Here is a 22,434-nt window from a genome sequence, read left to right as displayed (position 1 = left end):
GTCAGCACCCCTGTACAAACCCGCTGGTTCCTTCTTTTATCATTATTCTACATGTTTCGATAGAAGAAAGTAAAACAGCGATTAGTAAAAAACAGGGTCAGACACGTTCCAGGAGCTTCCGACAGCGCCAGGTTGCTTCCACTCTCTCCTCCAAAGACTCCTCTTCCATATTCCGGGTGAGGTAGGACGGAAGCAGCGTCTTGACGAAGTCTCCGACGTACACTGCTTCCGTCTCCTCTATCCATTTTCTTAAATCTCCTTTCTCCTGGAATGAATGGTCCGCCATCGGCATCCACTCTCCATAAAGAGCCGGGATTTCCACTCTCTCCTCTCCTTCGGATGTCACAATCCTCACCTTCCCTTTCTTGATATCCACCTCGACTTCTGATCCACTATTATGCATATGGTTCTCTTTGTCCGATTTCTGAAAAAAGTGTTGAAAGTTACTGTTTCTGCCGACGTACATATATAAAAGATCACTCCGCTTGTCTTTGATCGGATCGATCCCTATAACTACATGCCCTTCCTGAAGAAGCTCTTTACACACGTGATACCCTATCCAATGAAAACTGGGATGGACAACGACTACCACAGCTCCGCCCCCTTCCTCTTACTGTTACCATTTTATTCACACTTCCCTTGAATCATGAAGCGATTTCATATTTCTTTTTCTTCCTCGTTCTGCTAAGATAGACGTTAGAATGGATAAATGAGGTGAACATTGATGCGGATGATTTGGACGATTGTTTGGGCCTTTCTTTTAAGCTTCATGTCTGCTTATGTAGTCAGTAACATGTCAGGAAGCGACTTTGCTTTCTCGCAGGTAATTACGATGACCATCCTTTTCACCCTTGCTGCTGTGGTATTGGGAGAAGGTCTCATCAAAGACGAAGCGTAAGTAGTAAACGTTGCTATCAATCGATGGCAGCGTTTTTTTCATACCGGATACCATTTTCCCTGTACAAAAATGGTCGGCATTACTCATTACATAGCAACTCGACAGCGTTATAGTGAACGGGTGAGTTTTTACTTTCAGGAGGATTTAATGATGGAAGAAATTTGGCTTTTGATTAAATATTTGTTTTTAGGAATATTCCAGGGTTTCACAGAACCAATACCGATTTCCTCAAGCGGGCACCTGGTCATCGCACAAGACCTTCTTGGAATTAAACTAGAAGGACTGAGCTTTGAAGTACTCGTCAACTTCGGATCCTTGATCGCCGTTTTGATCATTTACCGCGAGGATCTGCTCCGGCTGATCCGGAATGGGATCGGGTACATCATCAGTCGTGATGAAAGACAGAAGGATGACTTCGACTTCATCATTTATTTGATCATCGGTACGATCCCGGCAGGTGTGTTGGGTATTCTGCTCGGCGATGCTATCGAAGGCTTATCCACCGTTAAAACAGTGGGGATCACCTTGATCATTACCGGTATTGCCTTATGGCTGATCCGCAACATGCGCGGTCGCAAGGGAGATGCCCAAATGACTTGGAAGGATGCTGTCATTGTCGGTTTAGGACAGGCAGTCGCTCTTATACCGGGAATCAGCCGATCCGGTGCTACAATCGTCGCCGCCATGTTCTTAGGAATGAAACAGGAAACCGCACTTCGCTTCTCTTTCCTTTTATACATTCCGGTGAGCCTTGGAACGATGCTCCTCTCCATTGAAGATGTATTCGCCAGTGCGGATTCAGGAAGCGTGTGGCTTGCGTATGGGCTTGCTTTTCTTGCATCCATCGTTGCCTCCTACTTCTCTCTCCGTTGGTTCATGAATATCATGGCCAAGGGAAACTTGAAGTATTTCGCCTTTTACTGTTTCATCGTCGGTGGACTGGTCGTTCTATTCCTGTAAAAAGTATTCAGAAAGAAAAAAGGCTCCGCGTTTCCATAACGCGGAGCCTTTTCTCATATAGGGGATGTACCGCTTTATCCACCGCTTACAGGAGGGATAAAAGCTACCGTATCTCCTTCTTTTACGATCGTTTCTTTTTGAGCGAATTCTTCATTGACCGCTGTCATACTTGTCATAACCTGTTCCACACCAAACTCCTGCCGCACCGTTTCCTTCAAGTCCTCTACTGTTAAACCCGCCGCATCAAAGGACCATTCTCCTTCACCGATTTGTTCCTTTAAGCCAGCAAAAAAAAGAATACGATTCACATTCCATCCCCCTTCCCTGGTACACCGGGGACGATTTCTTTTTGATCCCCGATCCAGCTGTCGCCATCTTCCCAATGTTCTTTCTTCCATATTGGGACAATCTCTTTTATCCGTTCAATTGCGTATCTGCTCGCCTCATAGGAATCAGCCCGATGCGGGGTCGAAACAGCAATGACGACCGCGATATCGGATATTTCAAGACGGCCGGTCCGGTGGACGATCGCCGTTTGAATGTCCGGCCATCGTTCTTCCATTTCCCGGGCAATCTGCTCGAGCTTCTTCTCCGCCATAGCGGTATAAGCTTCATACTCCAAGTAGAGCGTCTGCTTTCCTTTAGTAAACTCCCTGACCGTTCCGATGAACGTATTGATGGCTCCTGCTTCCGGCCTTGTAACTGTATGGACAAGAGAACCGACATCAATCGGTCCTTCTGTGATCCAGCACCTCTTCTCCCCCATCAAGATTCCCCCTTAGCAAGTTCCAGCACTTCCGGTAAGCGTTTTCTCCAATCTTTCAGAGCGATAACGGAATGAGAGACATGAGCCGTCAACGTTTCATCCCACGTGATGACGAGCTTGATGTTTGTCAAGTTATCCAACAGTTTCAAGTCTTCCACCCTTTTGATGATGACCGCCTTCGGGTAGTGCTCTTCCTTATATCCTTCCACCGTAATCAAATCAGGCGAAAAATGGCGGTAAATATCCACTAGATGGTCCAGAGCGAAATCATCATCATGGGACAATTCCATCTGGAACCGGCGCGGGCTGTCTACCCCTGTTAAGAATGAGCCGCATTCATGAAGCCGGTAGCTGTCCGTTTCATGGTGCATCACTTTTAACGGCTCTTCATGAGTATGGTGCTTGATTGCCGCGATTTTCTCGCCACGATCCGTACCATAGGCGATCAAATCCGACAATAAGGTGGTTTTTCCACTGTTTTTATATCCGACGATTTGAAACACTGGTGCACGTTCCATATCTCTCCCCTCCTTCATAAGCGTAATATGTAAAAACCCCTGCCGTGTTACCTACGGCAGGGGCGGACCATCCTTCGATCAATCCGGAATACCAAGAGCGATTTTCGCGTAGCGACTCATACGATCCTTCGTCCAAGGCGGATTCCAGACAATATTCACCGATATCTCATTCAGTTCAGGAAGGTCTGCAAGGCAGCGCTTTACATCCTGTTCAATGTGACCGGCCAGCGGGCAGCCCATCGCAGTCAAGGTCATCGTTACCTTTGTATTGCCATCCTCATCTATATCGACGCCATAGACTAAGCCTAAGTTCACGATATCAATGCCGAGTTCCGGGTCAATGACATTCTCAAGGGCACCCATTGCGTTTTCTTCTAATGCAGTTCTATCCACTTTTGTTCCCCCTTCACAATTGTTCAAACCTTATTATAAACAAAAATCCTGCCGGGACAAAATATTCCCTACCATCAAAGGACGAGTTCCAGCCAGTTGACCAACTCAAGAATGGCGAAACGGCTGACTTTATGATCACGCCCGACCTCTCTCAAGAAACGGATATTCTCCGGATTCTTATATTGGCTGATCGCATCATTATAGAAATCATAGGAGTGCTCAAATGGAACAACAGGATCGGCATCTCCGTGCCAGAAAAAGAGCGGCCGGCTGTAAAGCTTATCCTTCTGCAGGGATAAATCGATGCCTGCAAGCGAATGATAGAGCTCATCTAACTCCTCTTGTGTCAGAGGCAGCTCGTATCCGTTGTTTTTTACATCTTCAATAAGCTTCTGAGCGAATTCGACCGGTTTGGGTGAACCCATCATGACCGCAGCCGCCTGAATCCAGGGGTACATCGTCAAAGCAGCGCTCGTAGTGATTCCCCCCATCGATGTTCCGCCGATACCAATTCTGCGGTTTTCGAGCAGTTCCATGCGATCGAGTTCATCTTTCATATCCTGAAGCTCTTTCAAGTTTTGATACACGATCTCCCAAAATTTGAGGCTGAGCTCTTCTTTGGACAAATCCTCCTCGCGTTCGCCATGATACGCGCTGTCCGGGAGGATGACGCGGTACCCCTTCTGCGCAAGCAGATAGGCTTGCGGGAGGTTATGTTCTTTCGCTGATGTGAAGCCGTGGAAATAAATGAATACCGGGAGCGCCTCGTTCTCTTTGGAAGAGTCGACGACTGTCAGTACTGGTATATCTTTCAATGTGTTCCGATAAACTCCGATCATTGCCATGGTTCCTTTCTGAAAATCTTTACCTGTGCTTTAGGCGCGATTAATAAATTTCCTATATAATACACATCGTAACACTGCTGTCATCAATTTGGAAGTCATAGGCAGCGTTCACAGAAATTCTTTACAACCTGCCTGAGAACCCGCTACACTATACATACAAATGAGGTGAAGCTAATGAAACAGCATTTGATTGCGTTGGATCTAGACGGAACATTATTGACCGATGATAAAGTCATCAGTGGCAAAACAAAAGAAACCGTGCTTCAGGCCATGGACCAAGGCCATATCGTCGTAATTGCGACAGGAAGGCCGCACCGGGCAAGTATCGATTTCTATCACGAACTTGGTCTGGATACTCCAATGGTGAACTTCAATGGTGCGTTCATCCACCACCCTAAGGACCATAAATGGGATGCGCTGCATTCTCCGCTCGGCATAAGAACGGCGCATAAGATCATTCATACCTGTCAGGAACTCGGTGTAAAGAATATTCTTGCGGAAGTGAAAGATGACGTTTACCTCGACAGGCACGACGAAGAAATTCTGCGGATTTTTCAAACAGATATTAAGCCGACCGTTGGAAGGCTGCAGCATCACTTGAAAGATGACCCTACTTCCATTCTTATCCACCCGGAAGAAGAGAAAATCAAACGCCTGAGACAGGAACTGGATCAGCATGCAGAATTGATCGATCACCGGAAATGGGGCGCGCCGTGGCACGTTATCGAAATCGTCCGGGCCGGTATGAACAAAGCGGTCGGTCTTGATAAAATTGCGCGCTACTTCCATATCCCGAAAGAACGGGTGATCGCTTTCGGTGATGAGGACAACGATTTTGAAATGATCGATTATGCGGGGATAGGCGTCGCCATGGGGAACGCCATCGATGAGCTGAAAAGCATGGCTGATCACGTCACCGCTACGAATGAACAAGACGGCATCGGAACGTTTCTTAATGACTATCTTCAAATAAACAAACGGGCGATCTAGGTACATTTTTCCTCGTGTAAAAAACCGCCCTGCCGCCATACTAAGCTTGAACGTGAAAGCGTTCAGGCTTTTTTATGACAGGAGGGTCTTGTCATGGAGCAGCAAAAGAATGACAATCGCAACGAGAAACGCGGGTCGGAAGTGCCATCCTTCGATGAACGTAAATTGGAAGCGGAAAAGCTGACAGATGCGGATCGAAAACAGATGGAAGCCGATCAGCACACCGTAGGAGGGTTTTAACGATGGAAAGAAACCTTTTTGAAAATGCGCGCGAAGCGGTCAACCGTTTCACTCAGCGTCGTGATACGAACGGCGCCAGCCAAGAGGATATGAAAGCCGCTAAAGATGCTATCCAGTCTGCATATAGCCAATGTTCTCAAGAAGAGAAACAACAGCTACAGCAATTGGAGCAGCAAATCGAAGCGCATAACAACAGCTTGCGATAACAAGGAAAGGCCGGACTATTTCCGGCCTTTTTTTATTGCGGGTACGTTTATTTTTCATGTAAGCGGGTACAGTACATTACCCCCTAATGATTTTCTAAAACAAAGCAGCGCCTGATACTTATACATATCAGGCGCTGCTTTGTTTTATTCAAGTGCGGAAGCGGCTGAAGGACATCTTCAACGTGATGGCATACAAAGCATGACCGATAAGCCACTGTGTAATGGCCGCCCCATCAGTCAGACCCGGCGTCTCTTTCACAGCAAGGATCGTGAGTGGAACATAAGTAAATGCAGCAAACAGTGTCAGTCCGACGGCAAGCAGCCATCGATTCCGATTGGTTTTACGCAGGCGATACATCAATAAGTACGCATAGATGATTCCGATTGCCCACGATATGAGGATATGGAAAAACCATTCCATAAAGACAGGCCAATCGATATCACCTAGGACAGGGATGAAGTCTACATTCATAAGCAGCGTGTACACTCTCATTCCTGTCACCTGCTCTACAAACCACAGGTACAGACCCAGCACAATTCCTGATGTCGTTCCGATAAAGAGACCCCAACGAATCATACGCTTCCCCCACATCTTAATAGGCTTCCTGTTTCCTCAATTCCCGCAGCAGATTTTCTAAAACCTGTTTAAGTTCCCGGTAATCGCCGTCGAGCATTCGGAAGTACAGCGCTCTTAAGAAGTGTTTGCTGTTATTGATGATGATATCCTCATCGGGATCTTTCCAGCTTTCCCGCTCATAAAGTAGTGATTCCAGCCATTCCACTCTTTCCGCATGACTGATTTTCCGGAACATCATCAATACCGCCGTCACCATCCGTTCTTCCTCATCAAACAGATACGGTTTGTCGATCATGAATTTATCGCGGATGATCGGAAGCATATCGAGAATGTCTTCCCTTGTAATTTCTTCACACGCTGCCGTACTGTATACCGCATCTGCTGCATGAGCCATCGCATGAGCCCAACCTTTGTCTTTGACGCAGGCACGGGTATCTTTCTCCTGGGGAACATATTTCTTCAGGCTGTCCCAAACCCGCCGGATATCTTCTTCTTTCAGGAACGGATCTTCCCGGTGCTTGTCCATGATCGGTGGAATCAGAAGCACGGAATAGCTGCGCTTGAACACGGCGTCTTCTTCATTTTTGGACATCGCTATCCGGTAAAACAAATAATTTTTATTTAAAATCGATTGGAGAATATTCTTTAATTGTTCGTTGGTGTAATGGTTTCTGGCAATAAAGGATGTAAAAACCGGACGAATAAGATCCTCCCTGAGAACAGGATGGACAGATCCGATTTTTTGTAGCATCATAGTCGTGAGCTCTTGTAAATTCTGGCCGTCCTGCAATGTATAATCATTGTCTTTGATCGGCTGCAAGACATCGATTAATCTCGTTTCCATAACACACCTCCTGAAAAGTGATATCATTGTATCACAGATGCGGCCGGTTCTGAATTGAAGTGTTTTACTATTTAGGTGGGCGCGATTTTTTGGTAAGATAAGAGCAGAGTGAAGAAGGAGGATACGATGATGGCTATACAAGTACAAGAAACACCTAATCCAAATGCTCGTAAATTCACGGTGGAAAAGCTTATTTTCCAAGGAGACGGCAGCGTTTCCGTTATGCCGGGACAAACGAGTGAACATACAATCATGAACGATTTGATGGAGCTCGACGGCGTCGACAACGTCTTTGGTTTCCAAAATTTCATCACGGTCAACAAACTTCCCCAAGCCGACTGGGACGAGTTGAATCCAAAAGTGAAAAGTACGCTCGAAGAACACGGATATTGATTTCAAAAAAACCACCATACCCTCGTATGGTGGTTTTTTTTCTATTAGAATCGATCCAGTGGAATGTAGTTCAAGTTCTCAGGCAGACCGTCCCCATTTTCCGTAAACATAGTGAGGGTGATCGTGCCGAAGTCCGGAAGTTTGTCCTCTGGAATGGTGACACTTATTTCAAAAGGTGTCCAGGAAGACGACGCTCCTACCTGTTTTTCAGAAGGCTCCACCTGCACATTATGTCCATCTTCCACGGTATAAATGAAGGTACCGTTGGAAACATTGGCTTCCCCTTTAACCACATAGGATCCATTGTCTCCTGACACGGTAAGAGACCGGAACGTTTCCCCATCTCCGCTGTAACTGTCCTCGACGGGCGGAGCTGCTTCCTCTGTCTCTTCCGAAGGCGTCTCTTCCTCTGTCGACGCCTGATCCTGATTAGATTCTTTCTTATCCGGCTGCACCGTGAATTCCTGCGTCACTTGGAACGGATTCGCCTCGAGGGATTGGTCATTGATGGTATGTACAAGGATTGTCATCGTAACCTCATACTTCCCGGGCTGTTCGATCCCTTTCCATGTATCCTCAGCCTGATACGTGCCTCCGCCGGCAAGTTCTTCCGTCGTCAGCGCCTGTGTGAACATTTGACCATCGGAATACTTGTACACCGTTTCTCCTGATACATTCTTCACTTCCACTTCGTATTTCTGACCGGAAGTAAAGCCCAAAATCACTGGATCTTCTCCTGTATTTTTAAGCGAGAATTCGAAGGTTGCTGCGTCGCCGGATGCATTTACTGCCGCATCCATTTCAATCTGATCGAGCAATGTCTCCATATCAATCTCCGCCTCCATATCCGGTGAAGCTGATGCTTCCGTCTCTTCTTTTTCTTCTCCGTCTGCTTCTTCCTGGCCTGAATCATTTGTACAGGCAGCCACCAACAACAACAAGAGGGCCCCTAACAAAATGGCAAGAAATTTTTTCATTTCGCCACTCCCTATCTATTCTATTCAATGAATAAGACGTCCTCCGGATGGAAAACGTTACATCATTTATCATCTTTTCGGAAGAAACCGAAGATACCTGTCGTTTGAACGATGTTGGTAAACGCCTGCGGGTCCACTTCCTGGATAATATGCTGCAAATCATACAACTCGTATCTCGTAATAACCATGACAAGCATATTCTTATCCTGTTGGGTGAAGGCTCCTTTGGCAGGCAGCGTGGTAATTCCACGAACCATGCTTTTATGGATTTCCTTCTCCAGGGCGGCAGCCTTTGTCGTGATGATCATGGCCGTCAACTTCTCGTGACGCGTATGGATCGCATCAATGACCCTTGTCGTTACGTAAAGAGTTAATAATGTATAAAGCGCGTTTTCCGGTTCATATAAAATACCGGCTACCGCAATAATTACACTGTTAATGATAAGAAAATAAATACCGATCGGGCGGTCCTTCATACGGGACAGCACCATGGCGATGATGTCCAGGCCTCCGGTGGAAGCACCCCATTTCAACGTGATCCCGACACCGGCTCCACCGATAACACCGCCGAACACGGCGTTCAGTATAATATCTCCGGAAAGCTGCTGCACGGGGATGACTTCGAGGAACAACGTCGTGAACGCAACAGAAATGGCGCTGTAGACGGTGAACCCTTTCCCTACCTTATACCAACCCAATATGGCGACAGGGATGTTGAGCACTAACAGAACAAGTCCCGTACTCACACCAGGAATGCCCAGAAAATCACTGGAAATACTCGTCAAGAGCTGGGAAACCCCCGTAAATCCGCTTGCATAAACATTTGCCTCTATTAAGAATAAGTTAAGGGACAACGCATTTAATAACGATCCCAGTAAAACAATTAATATTCTTCTAATTTCTACAACAAACAATCGTAAACCTCCTTGCCTTCCTGAATTCATCTATTCATTTTTATCACCGACAATTCGTAAAATCAAGTCAAACTTTGGAGAACTTTGCAAAGTTTTCGCAAACATGGTTTTTGGAGGAATTTGTTTTGACTATAAAGCGCGACTATGCCTAAACTGATAGTACTATAATAATATAGAAGGTGACGTTTATGACTGTACAAATAGTATGTGATTCGGCTGCCGATCTGGACTTGGAAACGACAGACCGTTTATCGATCCACTCCCTGCCTCTGAAGGTTATTATGAACGGCGAGGAATATGAGGACAGAACGTCGATCGAACCAAAAGAAGTTTATGACCGGATGCGCGCGGGGGAATCATTGAAGACAGCGCAGGTATCCCCGCAGGCTTTCCGTGATGCTTTCACCAGCTATGCGGCAGAAGGACAACCATTCATTTATTTCGCTTTCTCATCGGAACTGTCCGGTACCTATCAGACTGCCAAAATGGTCGAACAGGAAGTAAAAGAAGAGTACCCGGAAGCTGTCTTTGATGTCGTAGACACGAAAGCAGCCTCACTCGGCTACGGTCTTGTCATAATGAGAGTGGCCGAACTGGCAAGCGACGGGGCTTCTTATGAAGAAATCCTTAAGACAGGGACATATCACGCCGAGCATATGGAACACATCTTCACGGTTGATGATCTGGAATACCTCCAGCGAGGGGGCCGGGTAAGCCGGACTGCGGCCTTTGTCGGCGGTCTTTTAAAAATCAAGCCGCTCCTCCACATGGAGGATGGGAAGCTGATTCCGCTTGAGAAAATCCGCGGCTCGAAGAAAGTTCTGAAACGAATGCTGGAAGTTATGGATGAACGCGGCGTGGATTTGAGCGGCCAGCGGATCGCCATCAGCCACGGGGACGACGTGGAGCGCGCAGAACAGCTTGCTGCTATGATCAAGGAACAGTTCGGTGCCGAAACCATCCATATCGGCTATGTCGGAGCCACGATCGGTGCTCATGCCGGACCTGGAACCATCGCGTTATTTTTCCTGAATGATCGTTATCAATAAACATTCCCTATAAGCGGAGCCTTTAGTCCATGTAACCGGCCCCTGCAGGAAAACAACAGCCGGAAATCAAGTAATATCACTTGGTTTCCGGCTGTTCTCTTGTACTCCCGATATCCAATCGACCTTTGAGCTGATTGATACCCAATTGGGCGATATGATTGTTCGTTTCCAACTTCTCACATGTCAATTGATCTATGAAAAAGACAGAGGATGGATTGGCGCGTCCCCCGGAATTCAAAGCAGCCATTTCCTTTTCCATATCCTCCACACGCTTCATCAATCGATCGATTTCCTGCTCATAAGTGGAAAGGATCTTCGTCAAGTATTCATCTAATGCATTCAGAATATGTTCCGTCTGCACGCCGTTATGATTGATACCCCTGCTGCTTCCCATTCCTGTTTTTGGAGTATGTATAGTTTGTTTAGATTGGGCTGCTTCCAGTTTGGAGATCCTTTTGTTCAAAGCTTCTAATGACAGACTCCCATTATTCATAAAAAGGGATACACCTCCTCTCCAACTATCCTTTCTAAGCGATCATTCGATGGTGATATTTCTATGGGTGTCGGGACTTCTTGGATAATTCAACATCATAAGCCCGTTTATGAAAGTGGCCTTGACCTGTTTATTGTCGATGGTATCCGGTAGTGGGATCGTTTTCTTAAAAGGCCCTAAGGTGCGTTCCTGCTGCACCGGTACGGCCCCTTCAATCGGCAGGTTCACCTGCCCTTTAATGCTCAAATTCGATCCGCTCCCGGATAACTGGATATCTTCTTTCCTAACCCCCGGCATTTCTACAAAGATTATGACATGAGTGTCTGTCATAAAAACATCCGCTGCCGGATAAGAAGACGGGGAGGAGCCCCCTCTATTCTGTATATTTACAAGATCTTCTGCCTGATCCAAGTTGGCCTTCTCGAATATGTGTCCCCAGAATGTGCTGGTCTGGTATTGCTGTGCGACATCCAGCCATTCCTTTAAACGATCCATTTCCACTTGCGCCCTCCCCCTTTCTCATCTCTACAGTTGATTGGTCAAAGGCAGAGACGGGTTGGCATTCTGATCTTGGTCACTTACATCCGGGTCTATGATAGCGTTCGCGTTGCAGGAACTCGTTACCGAACAATCTCCAAGGGAGAAGTTTGCACCATACAGCTTCGTATTCGCCGTGTGGCTGTTATGGACGACCGCTCCGATATCGATATTACCGTTCTGTGTCACACCATTTGTCTTTATATTAAACACACTGATTAAAAAGGGCATTTCCTCGCATCCTTTCCTCGTTATCCTTGAGCTGAATTGGTATTGGTCGGGTTTGCAACTTCCCCCATATCGTTCATATCCGGGTCTATAAAGACGTTCTCCATTCCGGATGAAGTCGGGGAGACATCCCCATATGAAGAGTTCTGTCCTTGGGATTTAGTATTGGCCGTTGGAGAATTATGAAAGGCATCACCAATGTTAAAGGAACCGTTACTGGCTATACTGTTGATCTTAATGTTGAAAATGTTAATGAATGACGGCATCGCTATCTCCTCCTGTTCCCTCCGTTACTATCACTATATGCAGCTTTGGGCTATTCGTGTAAAAGAAGACGGAATGACGGAAGTGACTTCCTAAATGAAAAACCGTGGAGTACTCACTCCACGGTTTGATCCTTCCTATTTTTAATACTTATCATCGTGACACTGAATACGAAGATAAGCAGTACTCCTCCGACGAATCCGATGAAAAGCCAATTGTAGCCTTTATCTGCTTCCACCACAAATACGTCCGCCGTCTCCCTCTCCATGCCGATTCGGTAGACGCCGTCCCGCTGTTCCCGGATAATGCCGTCCTCCAGCAGACCGCTCAGCTGCAGACCGCCTTCCAAGTGATCCAGCTCCATCGTCTTCGTAGCTTCTGCATTATTGATGGCTATGATCAGCCGCTCTCCTTCATAGGACCTTTCGTAAACAAGCAGCCCATCTTCGTTATACAGCTCATGAACGCTCCCCTTCGTCAGTGCAGGGAATTCCTCCCTCATGGAATGGAGTTTTTCAATCCGCTGACTGAGGGCTTCTTCTCCTGCTTTAAAATTCATCATGGGAATTTCAGACGGATCCCCACCATCATCCAAAGGGATCTCGGAACCGTAATAAAAGCGCGGCGTGCCAGGAATCGTATAGAGGTACGTCCAGGCAAGCTGGAGCCGGGTAACCGGATTCTGTCCCCCTTCCACCGCTTCATGCGTAAAACGTGACCCGAGGAAGTCATCCAGTTCCCAAATCTGTTCTCCCTCTCCAAGCGCCAGCGGCTCAAGCGACGCTCCCGCCGCTTGGAAAACATCCCGGAGCGTTTGCTGTTCTTCCTTCTCTTCATCGTAATTTTCTGAGAATACCAGGAGGTCATTTTGAGGAGCAGCTCCCCCGGAAGTAATCAAGCGAAAACCGTCGACATCGGTTTCTTCTTCCCATTTCTTCCATACCTTGCTATAATAATCTGCTACCTCCGGATTGGAAGTATCAAGCTTCGGGAGTCCGTCGAACCAGGAGTCGTCTTCCAGCGTTTCCTCTAGAAACCAGCTGGATTTACGTTGGTCTTCGAGCCACGGGTGAGCGTTACCTACAAAGCCGTACGGCATGTCAAAGATGACCTTCATTCCTTTTTCATGGGCTTCCGCAACCAGCTTTCGCGCATCTTCCATCGTACCGAAGTGCTCTTCCACCGTCTCATAGTCCGTTACTCCGAAGCCATGAAACCCGTCCGATTCGCTAGACATGATCGGAGATAGCTGAATAGTCGTAAAGCCTAGTTCTTTTATGTAGTCCAACTGGTCTCTTACCCCGGACAAGTCTCCCCCGTGATAGGCGGAAGGGTCCTCCAGGTCCAACTCCCCGTCATTCGCTGTCGATCCGTTCATGAAACGGTCCACCACGATATAATAGATACTTTCCTGCTGCCACTTCTCTTCTGCCTGTACTGTTAAAGCGCTGCCAAAAAACAGCGGGATCAGTAGAAAAGCGATGATCATCCTTTTCATCCGGACGCCTCCTTCCTCTTTTTAGGTTAGCGGTCGCAGTCGTAAAGGTCAATTTATTCTGACAATCTTTTCAAAAAACAAAAAAGCCGCTTGAGACAGCGGCTTACAGTTGAACCTTGTAGGTCCGGAGCCAATGATCGATTTGACATAAGTGCGCGATCAGCTGAGGGCCTGTCATCAATTGCCCGAACCACGGTGTATCAATGGATTTCCCTTCCGACTCCTTCAATTTACGTACTTCTTCCCTGTCGAATATGTTGAAGAGAGGAGCACCCTGGTCACTCAGGACATCGTCCATCCATCGGCATACTGCTTTCGTGTAATCCGGGTGGAAGGTCTTCGGATACGGATTCTTCTTCCGGAACAAAACCTCATCCGGGAGAATACCTCTCAGCGCTTCACGCAGCAATCCTTTCTCCTGATTCTTATAAAACTTCATGCTCCATGGTACATTCCAAACGTATTCCACCAGGCGGTGATCGCTGAACGGAACCCGTACTTCAAGACTCGCCCCCATACTCATCCGGTCTTTCCGTTCAAGCAGCGTCTGCATGAACCAATTCATATTTAAATAGGACATCTCTCTATGTTTGCGGGCACCTTCCGATTCGCCTGCAAGAACCGGCGTTTCCGCAATGGTTTCCTTATATCGTTTGAGCATATACCATTCAATATCAATATCACCTTTAAGATCGCTGCGAACGAGAGAGACGCGTTCATCCAGTGACCGGATCCACGGAAAACCGTTCCGCTCTTTATCTTCTTTCCGATAGAACCAAGGATAACCGCCAAAGATTTCATCCGCACATTCCCCAGACAGCGCCACCGTCACATGGTTCTTAATTTCCTCACAAAACCAAAGGAGAGAAGAATCCACATCGGCCATCCCAGGTAAATCTCTCAACTCAACGGCCCGTTTCAAGCGCCCCACCAAATCCTCTGTTTTCGCTTCCATTACAAGGTGATCGGTGCCGTGCCTGTCACGGACCATATTGATGAAGGCTTCATCCCGGTCCGGCTGAAAAGCGTTCTTCTTGAAGAATTTATCCTGGTCTTTATAATCAATCGAGAATGTCTGCAAAGCCCCGCGCCGTTCCTGCTTGTATTGTTCTGCTGCCACCGCTGTAATGGCGCTGGAGTCAACCCCGCCGGACAGGAAGGTTCCAAGCTTCACGTCTGAGATGAGCTGACGTTTGGACGCATCCATGAATAATTCCCGCACCCGCTCTACCGTCTGTTCGAACGTGTCTTCATGCGGTTCGCTTTTCACGTTCCAATACCGACTGGTCGTGAATCTGCCTTTTTCCCATACGGCACTATGACCGGGGCGGATTTCCTGAATCTCTGTAAATATCCCTTCCCCAGGTGTACGGGACGGTCCAAGGGATAGAATTTCATGTAGGCCGTTTCGATCGACCGTCGGGCGGACGTCGGGATGCGCAAGAATGGCCTTCATTTCCGAAGCGAACAAAACGCCGTTACCTCTGTCACTATAGAACAACGGTTTAACACCGAGACGGTCGCGCGCGAGAAAAAGCCGCTGTCTTTGCCGCTCCCACACACTGAAAGCAAAAATGCCGTTCAAACGATCGACACAATCAGGTCCCCACTCCATGTAACTGACGAGAACGACCTCCGTATCCGAATGGGATGAAAAACTCCACCCGCACGCTTTCAGTTCCCCCCGGACGTCCTCCGTATTATAAAGCTCTCCATTATAGCAGAGAACGAACTCTTCGTCCCTTGCCTTCCGGATCATCGGCTGTTTTCCACCTTGAGGATCGACGACGATCAAACGCTGGTGTCCGAAGGCAGCCGGACCCTCTATCCATTTCTGATAATCATCCGGTCCACGGTGCTCCAGTGTTTTCGCCATATCTTCCAATATCGCTGTTTTACCATCGGTTTTATGTGCTAGATCCACCCATCCGACAATGCCGCACATCTGATCCACCATCCTTTTCATAACATGCGTTCCATATAAAAAAGCATCACAACTCATTCTATGAACACGTCTTACGTGTTATGCGGAAGGAAGGCAGCCTGCTCTGCCGGCAGAAATAAACGTCATAAAACTATTGACAATACAATTGAGAATGATTATCATTATAAGTATCAAGTGATCCCGTTATCCCCCAAGTAACGGAGAACATCAGACAAATAGTTTTTGCCCCCTTTTTATAAAAAATAAAACGCTGCCTGCAAATAAGCAGGCAGCGTTATTTTTTTATGCCGGCAGAATTCCCATCGGCAAATAGCCGAATCCGAGAATGATTGCCAGAATGACCGCAAGGACAAGCTGTCCCCACCAGATGCCGGCAGGTTTGCCCTTCGTCGTCTTCACACACGCCATTTCCATCGCCGTAATTGCCCATAAACCTGCAAGTACTTTAATGATAACGAGCGCCCCGTAAACGGAGTAGCTGGCGAACAGCGATCCACCGGAATATAGAATGAGCAGGTAATCCAACCGAAGGATCATATGGGAGATCTTCGCCGCTTTCGCTTTTCCGCTCTTCGTGAATGAAACAACAAGGATGATCAGCACGAGTGCGAGTACCCATGAAGTGATATGTAAGTGAGCCATGTTCTTCTCCTCCTTTGCATAAGTATCTATTGCTATGATACCACGATTGTTTCGATATATCCTATCAAAAAGTGTTCCTTTCCCAATTACACTCCCCTCCATTTCGTGCATCCCGCACCCTTTCACAGGACTATTTGACGAAACCTTTCCAATAGTAAGAAAACAGAAAGAAAACCTGTTATAATGATGGAAGATTCAAATGAATTTGGAGGGATAGCATGTCTGTAATCAGTAGTCGTCACATTATTGATCAAACCCAGGAATACGGAGCGAAGAATTATCACCCGCTTCCGATTGTCATCGCAAGAGCCGAAGGCGTATGGGTGGAAGATCCTGAAGGAAATCGTTACATGGATATGTTAAGCGCTTACTCAGCCGTGAACCAGGGACACCGTCACCCGAAAATCATCCAGGCCTTGAATGACCAGGCCGGACGTGTGACGCTCACTTCACGTGCTTTTCATAATGATCAGCTCGGGCCGTGGTACGAGAAGATCTGCAAATTGACGAACAAAGAGATGGCCCTGCCGATGAACACAGGTGCAGAAGCGGTGGAAACAGCGATTAAAGCGGCACGCCGATGGGCTTACGAAGTGAAGAACGTACCCGATAACAAGGCGGAGATTATCGCTTGTACCGGCAACTTCCACGGCCGGACGATGAGCGCCGTTTCTCTCTCATCTGAAGAAGAATACAAGCGTGGTTTCGGTCCGATGCTTCCTGGAATCAAACTGATTCCTTACGGAGATGCGGAAGCTTTAAAAGAAGCGATCACCGAAAATACCGCTGCCTTCCTCTTTGAACCGATTCAAGGGGAAGCCGGTATCGTCATTCCTCCGGAAGGATTCCTAAAAGAAGCGTACGACATCTGCCGGGAAGCGAACGTCCTTTACATTGCCGATGAAATCCAGGCAGGTCTTGGGCGGAGCGGCAAGACGTTCGCCTGCGACTGGGAGGATGTCACACCGGATATGCTGATTCTCGGTAAAGCACTTGGTGGAGGAGTCTTCCCGATTTCCTGCGTTGTCGCTGACAAAGATGTCCTCGGTGTATTCAACCCAGGCTCGCACGGTTCGACATTCGGAGGGAACCCACTCGCTTGTGCGGTGTCTGTCGCTTCTCTGGAAGTATTGGAAGAAGAGAAACTCGCAGATCGTTCCCTGGAACTCGGCACCTATATGATGAAGGAATTGAAATCAATCGCTAATCCGAAGATCAAAGAAGTTCGCGGAAAAGGGTTATTCATCGGAGTTGAACTGACTGAGCCGGCCCGAAAGTATTGTGAACAGTTGAAAGAAAAAGGGCTGCTGTGCAAAGAAACACATGAGAACGTCATCCGCTTCGCCCCTCCGCTCATTATCGACAAAAAAGATCTGGACTGGGCGATTGAACAGATCAAATCCGTCTTATCCTGATAAAAAAGAGACAGCTCTGATACAGAGCTGTCTCTTTTCATTGTCAAGAACCGTTAAGGCAAGGAATACCATCCATAAGTTAAAGAAACGAATACAGGTGAGACCCAGGAAGAGCCCGGCGATCAGGAATCTTCCTGTCCATCCCCTGCAAAGCACCCCTCTTCTCTCTCCCTTGAACAATTCCCACTTTATTTCACTTCAGAAATCTTCTTCTGCTTCCAGGGAGCTAGAACGATGTCGACAAATAACGTTTCCCGTCGTTCCAATAAAAGACCGGTATTCTCTTGAACATGATATCGGCTTAACCCGATGTCGACATGATAGTTCGAAGAACCGCTGTCATACCTCTCGTATTTCGCTTGAAGTACGACTGCTTCTTCCGTTTCAGGCCACATCGTAGTCGCTCGATCCAGCTCATAAATACCCTCTCCCGAATCTCGTAAAATCAGGAAAACCCGCTCTCCCTCCTTCAACTCTTCTTCCACTTTCCAACGATCCTCAGGAATTGTCTCTACTTCGTATTCGAGTCGTATGTAATCACCGTAAAAAGGATCCCGGGGATCGATCGGCTCGGTTCGCAAGGTAATTTCTTTCCCCCATATGTCCATCGCATAGTAGGAAGCGGACATCGTTGCAAGGAAGAGCACCTGTAGAAGGACCAACGCGTAATACCACTTCCGCTTAGTCATGCTCTACCCCTCCTCTATAAATCGTCCGCCGCTTCTTCTCAAGGAAGAAGCTGAGAGCAAATAAGAGTAATCCTCCCAGGAAGAAGAACAAGGAGCGGTCGAGAAAATTCCATGCCAGTTGAAAATAAGCAACAAGTGTCGCAATCAGGAAAGCGGCCGTACCTTTATTCACCCATCTGGACACTTCCTGCCTGTAGCCTGAGATGAGCCAGAGCAGTGCATAGATGAACAGCAGTCCAAGAGACAGGAAATCACCAAACATAAAGCGGAAGACAGGAACGAAAAGCAGCAAATCAATCCAGTAATAGTTAGTGGAGCTGACAGCCGATCGCACCACTGCAAAGACGAACAGCACCGCCCATACCAAGAAAAAATAAAGGGAAGACTCCGTTAGTTCCCCAACGTACACGTTTCCAAGGAAGAAAGCCTGAAAAACAAGAATAATAAATACAGCCAGAATACTTACGGTCTTCAGTAGATGCTTCGCTCCTTTACGAATAAGAAAGTCATCCGCTACATACAGGAACAAGAACAGTGCAAGCAGCCAGTAGTATGGAATGCCTTCACTGAATACGAGGACGATCGACTGGATGACAAACCCGATACCGAATGCTGCCTGACTCCTCTCCCCCTGCTCCTGGTACACAGCCCATCCTATGCCGAAAAGGAAGAGGACCCCGATCCATAAATGATAGTCCTGATGGAAGAGACCGCTGTATAACTGCCCCACAGAGAGGATGACGAGCGTCGTATAGTAAAACGGTACCTCTTTGAATAAAACATATAAACTGAAGGCGGCGAGACCCCAAAGAAAGAACGGAAGAGCACTATAGGAGCTGTAATGATACATTTGCCCGATTAAGAACAAGCTGGCACCGAAAATCATGACAGCGACAATGATCAATGACGTTCCGATCTGCTTCGATCTTTTATGATAAACCTGCTCACCCGCCACATAAAAACCGAGCAGCGAAACGATTAAAATGGCCATCCTGCCGATATTCGTCAAGTAAGACCAATTGGAGGCGACGAATGTCAAGAAGCCGAGTCCGATGAAAATGGCTGCAAAAAGGACAAGCATCGGTTTACTCTGCTTTTTCGGATAAAGCCCCATTAGTTGTTCCCGTTGACTTTCTGTGATAATGGACTGCTCCACCCATTTCTTACTTTCTTTATTAAGCTGTTCCCGGTTCATCCCTAACGCCCCCTTCTCCTATGAAGTTGCGGAACCTTTCCGCTTCAACGTTTGTTTCTTTCCGTACGTCCCTGTTCTCCATACCCACTCCAGAGGTCCGTAACGAAATTTCTTCATCCACGCCCTGCTGAGAAAGATTTGGACGATGAAGAACGCCGCGACGATCAGCGCGCTCTCAAACGGCGGAACGGTCCCGTACAGACCGAAGCCTACGGAATAAAAAAGCACGAAACTGAGGAGCGATTGGAGGATATAGTTGGACAGGGACATCCTCCCCACCCAAGTCAGCGGCTTTGCTATTTTCGCACCGAACTCCGTTCGGAACAGTAGTGTAATAGATAAAATATAAAAAATGGCAGATGCCGATCCGCCGATACTGTCCTGCGCAAGGTGGAACCATTCCGGGTTACCAAAGAAATGCGGTACCGCCTTGAACAAAAAGAAGATCACTCCCGTCGCCGCCCATAAACGAATGATGGAAGCCATGTGGTCCAGAGGCTCATGCAGGAAGCGCTTTCTGCAGACATACATGCCGAAGAGAAACATCGGAATTAAACTGAGAGCGAGAAAAGGAATATTTCCCCATTGATTAGCATACGCCCAATCGCTCCAGTTCTGCCGCCATATGTCCGGAAAGGAACCAGACCCATAATTCATTTTTGCTTCCACGATCGCTTCTTGATTAACGATACCCTGGATTTGATCCCTTACGGTGTAGAGGCTGAATGTGAGCGGAATAACGAGGAAGGACAGCATTCCAAATGCCCAGTGGAGCAGCGTCCGGTCTTCCACACGGAAAAAGAAGAGAAGCACCATGCCGAGTACCCCGTAAGAAAGAAGGATATCTCCGTGCCAAATGAGGAAGGCATGAATCATCCCAAAGCAGATCAAGACGACCAGACGGCGGAAAAGGACAGAACGATAGGTGAGCCCCCTCGACTCCAATCGGTCCTTCATCATCTGCATGCCAAAGCCGAACAGAAAGGAAAACAATGTGTAGAAGCTTGCTTGAAAGAAGATATCGATGAACGTCTGTACCGAATGGCTGAGCGTCGAAGACCAATAAACTGCTTCGCCTCCATACAGGAAGTATGGAGCATTGAAAGCAGGTACATTGACCATGAAGATACCGAAAATGGCAAGACCTCTGGCCGCATCGACCCAATCCAGACGTTCGGTGTCATGTAAAGGTGAAGCGGTCGTTTTCATATGTATTCCCCCTATGAAGATTATTTTACTTTTATTACGTCATTTAGACAACGACGTTTCATAATATGTGGAAAGGAGTTTTTTCATATGCCAGCTAAAGTAGGTGCCGTCAAAGTCATATCCATTTCGTCATCCAGTATTTTCAACATCGGCGATGTGTACAACATGGCTCCTCAAGCCATGGCTAAAACATTTGCCGGCGGCGGTTCGTTCAACACCGGTGACGGGATCCGCATCGATTTGAACAGCGCCAATACGTATATCAACGACTCGGAAGTGATCGATCAGCCGATCTTTAACAACGCATAGGGGGGATTCCATGAACCTTACCGTCCATCAATCGATCTATATCCATATATTAAGAATCGGCTCTGTCTCGAACTCCTCTGTCGTCCAGATAGGAAGCTCCGGCGTTATTCAGGCGAAGGCCGACCTTTATAACTCCGGGAAGTTTACCTCTCCTGCTCAGGAAGCCCAGCCGGTCGAAGGAGAAGTCGTCATTCCAGAAACAGCAGCAGGGTCGCTGGTTCCATTTTCCATAACATAGTACGTCCCTTTTTCTCATACATATGAGACAGGGGGTGAACGCATATGAATCCTTATCAATCATGGCAGGCGTGGGTCCAGCAGATGATGCAGCAGATGGAACAACAGCAGAAGGTGATCGAACAACTCCAGAAACAGGTGGAACAAATGAAAGACACGGATCCCCCACCGAAAACCGTCATTGAAAAAATCGAATACCACTTCGACCAATTGAAAATCGAGACGTTGGAAGGCACTCTCCAGATCGGCCTGACGCCAAACGGGTCCGACCTTTCTGATATCGGCGACCTTTACAGCAATCCACAACACCAGGCGCTTCAATCGGATGAGCAAGTACTTCATGCCCTGCAGAATTATATGGCTTCCGATGTTCCGCCATGGATGGACCAATATATATGCGATCACAACGTCCCTATCCGGGAAGACCATAAGGAACGAATGATCACAGATATAAAGAAACAGCTGCCTAGACGGCTGGAAAGCTATCGCAGCCACAATCCACAGCTTCCTGCAGAGACGATCTATCACCAGATCAAAACAGAAATTCAGGAGTCTATGGCTCAATATTTCCAAACACTTGAAGGGGATGATAAACCGTGAACCATGTTGTGCACAACTACGGCCTGCATGTCGGGAACATCCATGTGACAGGTGTCTCGGCATCTTCCGTCTTTCTGATCGGGGATAACAAAACGATCCGCCTCCAGTCTTTCTTCGATACACCACCAGAATCGCTGATTATCGGTCCATTCGAAGAGGTACTGGAAGACTCCAACGTAGAGATGGAACCGAATGGTTAAGAGAATGGTCTTTACGGATGAGGTAGAGGTGCTTTCCGTGTTGATCTCCTCTGTTTTTGAAATTGGGGACGTCTACCGATTTGCCCCCTTTTCCAAAGTACTGGCTGTCCAAAAAGAGGGATCGGTATTTCAATCGGATCCATTCCGCTATGAAGATTTCTCCATCTTTGCCAGAGAGTCTTCCCCGCCTCTCCCTCCCGTAGACATCGACACGTATCATTACCCAACCGGATCGATACACGTCGATCGTATACGAATCATTGGGGTTTCCACCGCATCGGCACTGCAAATCGGCGGGATTGACCATATTGACTCTGTCAACTACACTAAGCACTTCCGTATTCTGTTAGACGAACGTTAACAGCCCACCCTGCATATTGTAGATATATAACGCAGGAATCGC

33 protein-coding genes are annotated in these 22,434 nt (G+C 47.4%); 13 read left to right on the top strand and 20 right to left on the bottom strand.

The genetic code is table 11. The annotated features are described in order from the left end of the window. Positions 1-97: 97 nt before the first annotated feature. Positions 98-592 (bottom strand): hypothetical protein, encoded by a 495-nt coding sequence (locus tag AXG56_RS01360; protein ID WP_008638768.1) that lies wholly within the window; start codon positions 590-592, stop codon positions 98-100. A gap of 132 nt (positions 593-724) precedes the next feature. Here AXG56_RS01360 and AXG56_RS18985 point away from each other — a divergent pair, with 132 nt between their 5' ends. Both AXG56_RS18985 and AXG56_RS01355 read left to right on the top strand, forming a co-directional pair. After that, positions 725-898: a YjzD family protein gene (locus AXG56_RS18985; protein WP_008638770.1), complete on the top strand. Its 174-nt coding sequence runs from the start codon at positions 725-727 to the stop codon at positions 896-898. A 150-nt stretch (positions 899-1,048) separates the two neighbouring features. Then, positions 1,049-1,858 carry an undecaprenyl-diphosphate phosphatase gene (locus AXG56_RS01355; protein WP_008638772.1) on the top strand — a complete coding sequence of 270 codons (810 nt, stop codon included), beginning with the start codon at positions 1,049-1,051 and terminating at the stop codon, positions 1,856-1,858. 74 nt (positions 1,859-1,932) lie between these two features. Here the strand turns inward: AXG56_RS01355 and moaD are convergent, their stop codons facing one another. The 5 genes from moaD to AXG56_RS01330 form a co-directional block, all read right to left on the bottom strand. Then, positions 1,933-2,166 carry a molybdopterin converting factor subunit 1 gene (gene moaD / locus AXG56_RS01350; protein ID WP_008638774.1) on the bottom strand — a complete coding sequence of 78 codons (234 nt, stop codon included), beginning with the start codon at positions 2,164-2,166 and terminating at the stop codon, positions 1,933-1,935. Next, positions 2,163-2,624, bottom strand: coding sequence for a molybdenum cofactor biosynthesis protein MoaE (locus tag AXG56_RS01345; RefSeq protein ID WP_062512895.1), 462 nt, complete (start codon positions 2,622-2,624; stop codon positions 2,163-2,165). The genes moaD and AXG56_RS01345 overlap by 4 nt, the downstream gene beginning before the upstream one ends. Beyond that, positions 2,624-3,142 (bottom strand): molybdopterin-guanine dinucleotide biosynthesis protein B, encoded by a 519-nt coding sequence (mobB, locus tag AXG56_RS01340; RefSeq protein ID WP_008638778.1) that lies wholly within the window; start codon positions 3,140-3,142, stop codon positions 2,624-2,626. Before mobB ends, AXG56_RS01345 begins: the two co-directional genes overlap by 1 nt. Before the next feature lie 78 nt (positions 3,143-3,220). Next, complete coding sequence (locus AXG56_RS01335) at positions 3,221-3,505, bottom strand: metal-sulfur cluster assembly factor (protein WP_369815262.1); 285 nt, start codon at positions 3,503-3,505, stop codon at positions 3,221-3,223. Between the two features lie 104 nt (positions 3,506-3,609). Beyond that, positions 3,610-4,374: an alpha/beta fold hydrolase gene (locus AXG56_RS01330; RefSeq protein WP_062512894.1), complete on the bottom strand. Its 765-nt coding sequence runs from the start codon at positions 4,372-4,374 to the stop codon at positions 3,610-3,612. A gap of 180 nt (positions 4,375-4,554) precedes the next feature. Between AXG56_RS01330 and AXG56_RS01325 the strand changes: the two genes are divergently transcribed. The 3 genes from AXG56_RS01325 to AXG56_RS01320 all read left to right on the top strand — a co-directional run bounded on the left by AXG56_RS01325 (position 4,555) and on the right by AXG56_RS01320 (position 5,816). Continuing rightward, the gene (locus tag AXG56_RS01325; RefSeq protein WP_008638784.1) at positions 4,555-5,370 is read left to right on the top strand and encodes a Cof-type HAD-IIB family hydrolase; all 816 of its coding nucleotides are present in this window, start codon (positions 4,555-4,557) and stop codon (positions 5,368-5,370) included. 93 nt (positions 5,371-5,463) lie between these two features. Continuing rightward, positions 5,464-5,610: a hypothetical protein gene (locus AXG56_RS19620; RefSeq protein ID WP_008638785.1), complete on the top strand. Its 147-nt coding sequence runs from the start codon at positions 5,464-5,466 to the stop codon at positions 5,608-5,610. Between the two features lie 2 nt (positions 5,611-5,612). Beyond that, positions 5,613-5,816: a DUF3813 domain-containing protein gene (locus AXG56_RS01320; RefSeq protein WP_026578358.1), complete on the top strand. Its 204-nt coding sequence runs from the start codon at positions 5,613-5,615 to the stop codon at positions 5,814-5,816. Between the two features lie 148 nt (positions 5,817-5,964). Here the strand turns inward: AXG56_RS01320 and AXG56_RS01315 are convergent, their stop codons facing one another. Together AXG56_RS01315 and AXG56_RS01310 are read right to left on the bottom strand one after the other, a co-directional pair. Then, positions 5,965-6,393 carry a hypothetical protein gene (locus AXG56_RS01315; RefSeq protein ID WP_035388518.1) on the bottom strand — a complete coding sequence of 143 codons (429 nt, stop codon included), beginning with the start codon at positions 6,391-6,393 and terminating at the stop codon, positions 5,965-5,967. 16 nt (positions 6,394-6,409) lie between these two features. Then, entirely contained in the window at positions 6,410-7,237 is an 828-nt protein-coding gene (locus tag AXG56_RS01310) for a DUF2785 domain-containing protein (protein ID WP_008638791.1), read from the bottom strand. Between the two features lie 129 nt (positions 7,238-7,366). Between AXG56_RS01310 and AXG56_RS01305 the strand changes: the two genes are divergently transcribed. After that, complete coding sequence (locus tag AXG56_RS01305) at positions 7,367-7,630, top strand: NifU N-terminal domain-containing protein (RefSeq protein WP_008638793.1); 264 nt, start codon at positions 7,367-7,369, stop codon at positions 7,628-7,630. A 44-nt stretch (positions 7,631-7,674) separates the two neighbouring features. Here AXG56_RS01305 and AXG56_RS01300 read toward each other — a convergent pair whose 3' ends face one another. After that, a complete protein-coding gene (locus AXG56_RS01300; protein WP_008638795.1) occupies positions 7,675-8,607 on the bottom strand; it encodes a BsuPI-related putative proteinase inhibitor in 933 nt (310 codons plus the stop codon). A 62-nt stretch (positions 8,608-8,669) separates the two neighbouring features. Continuing rightward, entirely contained in the window at positions 8,670-9,521 is an 852-nt protein-coding gene (locus tag AXG56_RS01295; RefSeq protein WP_008638797.1) for a YitT family protein, read from the bottom strand. Positions 9,522-9,709: 188 nt separating this feature from the next. Here AXG56_RS01295 and AXG56_RS01290 point away from each other — a divergent pair, with 188 nt between their 5' ends. Further along, positions 9,710-10,570 (top strand): DegV family protein, encoded by an 861-nt coding sequence (locus AXG56_RS01290; protein ID WP_062512892.1) that lies wholly within the window; start codon positions 9,710-9,712, stop codon positions 10,568-10,570. A 76-nt stretch (positions 10,571-10,646) separates the two neighbouring features. Here AXG56_RS01290 and AXG56_RS01285 read toward each other — a convergent pair whose 3' ends face one another. The 7 genes from AXG56_RS01285 to AXG56_RS01255 form a co-directional block, all read right to left on the bottom strand. Then, on the bottom strand, positions 10,647-11,063 hold the full coding sequence (locus tag AXG56_RS01285; RefSeq protein ID WP_026578356.1) for a hypothetical protein: 417 nt from the start codon (positions 11,061-11,063) through the stop codon (positions 10,647-10,649). Positions 11,064-11,105: 42 nt separating this feature from the next. After that, positions 11,106-11,558 carry an Hsp20/alpha crystallin family protein gene (locus AXG56_RS01280; protein WP_235601477.1) on the bottom strand — a complete coding sequence of 151 codons (453 nt, stop codon included), beginning with the start codon at positions 11,556-11,558 and terminating at the stop codon, positions 11,106-11,108. Positions 11,559-11,588: 30 nt separating this feature from the next. Then, positions 11,589-11,831, bottom strand: a complete 243-nt coding sequence (locus AXG56_RS01275; protein ID WP_026578354.1) for a spore germination protein — start codon at positions 11,829-11,831, stop codon at positions 11,589-11,591. Positions 11,832-11,851: 20 nt separating this feature from the next. Beyond that, complete coding sequence (locus tag AXG56_RS01270) at positions 11,852-12,094, bottom strand: spore germination protein (RefSeq protein WP_026578353.1); 243 nt, start codon at positions 12,092-12,094, stop codon at positions 11,852-11,854. A 113-nt stretch (positions 12,095-12,207) separates the two neighbouring features. Further along, complete coding sequence (locus AXG56_RS01265; RefSeq protein ID WP_062512889.1) at positions 12,208-13,590, bottom strand: alpha-amylase family glycosyl hydrolase; 1,383 nt, start codon at positions 13,588-13,590, stop codon at positions 12,208-12,210. Positions 13,591-13,693: 103 nt separating this feature from the next. Then, on the bottom strand, positions 13,694-15,535 hold the full coding sequence (gene asnB, locus AXG56_RS01260) for an asparagine synthase (glutamine-hydrolyzing) (protein ID WP_062512887.1): 1,842 nt from the start codon (positions 15,533-15,535) through the stop codon (positions 13,694-13,696). Between the two features lie 282 nt (positions 15,536-15,817). Beyond that, a complete protein-coding gene (locus tag AXG56_RS01255) occupies positions 15,818-16,177 on the bottom strand; it encodes a YisL family protein (RefSeq protein ID WP_008638804.1) in 360 nt (119 codons plus the stop codon). 218 nt (positions 16,178-16,395) lie between these two features. Here AXG56_RS01255 and AXG56_RS01250 point away from each other — a divergent pair, with 218 nt between their 5' ends. Then, positions 16,396-17,592: an ornithine--oxo-acid transaminase gene (locus AXG56_RS01250; protein ID WP_062512885.1), complete on the top strand. Its 1,197-nt coding sequence runs from the start codon at positions 16,396-16,398 to the stop codon at positions 17,590-17,592. A 188-nt stretch (positions 17,593-17,780) separates the two neighbouring features. Here the strand turns inward: AXG56_RS01250 and AXG56_RS01245 are convergent, their stop codons facing one another. From AXG56_RS01245 to AXG56_RS01235, 3 genes are read right to left on the bottom strand one after another with little or no spacing between them, the layout of a single operon-like run. Beyond that, complete coding sequence (locus tag AXG56_RS01245) at positions 17,781-18,281, bottom strand: GDYXXLXY domain-containing protein (protein WP_062512883.1); 501 nt, start codon at positions 18,279-18,281, stop codon at positions 17,781-17,783. Next, positions 18,274-19,476 carry a DUF2157 domain-containing protein gene (locus AXG56_RS01240; RefSeq protein WP_062512881.1) on the bottom strand — a complete coding sequence of 401 codons (1,203 nt, stop codon included), beginning with the start codon at positions 19,474-19,476 and terminating at the stop codon, positions 18,274-18,276. The genes AXG56_RS01245 and AXG56_RS01240 overlap by 8 nt, the downstream gene beginning before the upstream one ends. An 18-nt stretch (positions 19,477-19,494) precedes the next feature. Continuing rightward, positions 19,495-20,685, bottom strand: a complete 1,191-nt coding sequence (locus AXG56_RS01235; RefSeq protein WP_062512879.1) for a DUF418 domain-containing protein — start codon at positions 20,683-20,685, stop codon at positions 19,495-19,497. 87 nt (positions 20,686-20,772) lie between these two features. On the opposite strand from AXG56_RS01235, the gene AXG56_RS01230 reads away from it, so the two are divergent. From AXG56_RS01230 to AXG56_RS01210, 5 genes are read left to right on the top strand one after another with little or no spacing between them, the layout of a single operon-like run. Beyond that, on the top strand, positions 20,773-20,994 hold the full coding sequence (locus tag AXG56_RS01230) for a spore germination protein (protein WP_008638811.1): 222 nt from the start codon (positions 20,773-20,775) through the stop codon (positions 20,992-20,994). Between the two features lie 10 nt (positions 20,995-21,004). Then, complete coding sequence (locus AXG56_RS01225) at positions 21,005-21,232, top strand: spore germination protein GerPB (protein ID WP_062512877.1); 228 nt, start codon at positions 21,005-21,007, stop codon at positions 21,230-21,232. A 44-nt stretch (positions 21,233-21,276) separates the two neighbouring features. After that, the gene (gene gerPC, locus AXG56_RS01220) at positions 21,277-21,831 is read left to right on the top strand and encodes a spore germination protein GerPC (RefSeq protein WP_008638814.1); all 555 of its coding nucleotides are present in this window, start codon (positions 21,277-21,279) and stop codon (positions 21,829-21,831) included. Beyond that, on the top strand, positions 21,828-22,031 hold the full coding sequence (locus AXG56_RS01215) for a hypothetical protein (RefSeq protein ID WP_008638815.1): 204 nt from the start codon (positions 21,828-21,830) through the stop codon (positions 22,029-22,031). Before gerPC ends, AXG56_RS01215 begins: the two co-directional genes overlap by 4 nt. Next, positions 22,024-22,392, top strand: a complete 369-nt coding sequence (locus tag AXG56_RS01210) for a spore germination protein GerPE (RefSeq protein ID WP_062512875.1) — start codon at positions 22,024-22,026, stop codon at positions 22,390-22,392. The genes AXG56_RS01215 and AXG56_RS01210 overlap by 8 nt, the downstream gene beginning before the upstream one ends. Positions 22,393-22,434 lie beyond the last annotated feature (42 nt).

The sequence above is a fragment of the Halobacillus sp. KGW1 genome (assembly GCF_001592845.1).
Taxonomy (GTDB): Bacteria; Bacillota; Bacilli; order Bacillales; family Halobacillaceae; genus Halobacillus.
This window is presented reverse-complemented; position numbering and strand designations above follow the sequence as displayed.